Source organism: Mycolicibacter arupensis, from assembly GCF_002086515.1.
GTDB classification, from domain to species: Bacteria; Actinomycetota; Actinomycetes; order Mycobacteriales; family Mycobacteriaceae; genus Mycobacterium; species Mycobacterium arupense.
Map to the genome: position 1 here is coordinate 1 of NZ_MVHH01000108.1, position 1,475 is coordinate 1,475.

1 protein-coding gene is annotated in these 1,475 nt (G+C 63.9%); it reads left to right on the forward strand.

Annotation, left to right across the window (positions count from 1 at the left end):
- Window positions 1–75: 75 nt before the first annotated feature.
- The coding region (locus BST15_RS23150) for a PGRS repeat-containing protein (protein ID WP_337349485.1) at window positions 76–1,475 on the forward strand (1,400 nt) is incomplete at its 3' end.

Consider the following 1,475-nt stretch of genomic DNA (forward strand, 5'->3'; position numbering starts at 1 on the left):
GGTGCGTTTTTGGCGTTTGGGTTGGGGCCGTTGGCGTCGGCTCCTGCGGCGCAGGCTGATGAGTTTGATTTTGTTGTGGATCTGTTGGGTGAGGATCTGGCGGGTGCGTTTGGGGATTTGACGCAGGCGTCGTCGTGGGACACGTTGTTCGATCAGGGGGCGTGGGAGCCGCTGTTGTCGAACTTGGGGTTGTCGTTTGATGCGTCGGTGGTGGATCTGCCGGGTTCGTCTGCTGCGGTTGATGACTGGTTTGGTGCGTTGTTCTATGACCCTTGGCATGATTTGGGTCAGGCGTGGATCGAGAGTTCTTTTGGGTCGTCGGTTAATGACTTCATCAATTTGTTTGGTTTCGGTCAGCTTCTGATCGGTAATGGTGCTGACGGTGTTGATGGTGGGACGTTGGCGCAGGCTGCTGGTGGTGCCGGTGGTTTGTGGTTCGGTGATGGTGGTGCTGCGGGTACGTCGGCTGATGGCATCGGTGGTGTCGGTGGCTCGGCGGGGATGTTCGGCAATGGTGGTGCCGGTGGTGATGGTTTTGATGGTGGCGATGGTGGTGCCGGCGGTGCCGGTGGTTGGTGGATGGGTGTTGGTGGTGTCGGCGGTGATGGTGGTGCTGGCATTGATGGTGGCGATGGTGGCGCTGGTGGTGCCGGTGGTGCCGGTCTTGGTTTGATTTATGGCGTTGGTGGCGACGGTGGCTTGGGTGCTGACGGTGCTATTGGTGCGGTGGGGGCTGCGGGTGCGGCCGGTTTTGATGGGTTTGCCGGTGACAATGGTGGTGCCGGTGGTAATGGTGGTGCCGGTGGTCGGGGTTCGTGGCTGATCGGTTCCGGTGGTAAGGGTGGTGCCGGTGGTGAGGGTGCCACCGGTGGTGCCGGTGGCCGTGGTGGCGATGGTGTTGACGCGGTGATTGCTGGTGGTGCTGGTGGCGCCGCGGGTGATGGCGGCAATGGTGGTGCTGGTGGTGCTGGTGGTGCTGCTGGTGTGGGTGGTCGTGGTGGTTTGCTCGGTTCGTCGGGTTCGTCGGGTGTTGCCGGTGATGGTGGCAATGGTGGTGCTGCCGGTATCGGTGGTGATGGTGGTGATGGTGCCGACGGTGATGCGACGTATGCCGATGGTGGTGCTGGCGGTCGCGGTGGTGACGCTGGTGTGGCCGGTGTTGGTGGTGCGGCCGGTGGTGTTGGCGCTTCGGCGGGTAGTGCGGGTGCGGCGGCGCCTGGCGGTGGTCATGGTGGCCAGGGTGGTGATGGTGCTGACGCGACGGTGGCGGGTGGCACTGGTGGTGCTGGTGGTCGTGGTGGTGATGGTGGTTCGCTGGGCAATGGTGGTGCTGGTGGTAACGGTGGCGCCGGCGCGGTCGGCCTCGCGGGTTACACCGGCTTGGACGGTGACGGGACCACGGGCCTTGCTGGTGGTAACGGCGGTGTTGGTGGTGCCGGTGGTGCGGGTGGTTCGCTGGCCGGTGATGGTGGCGC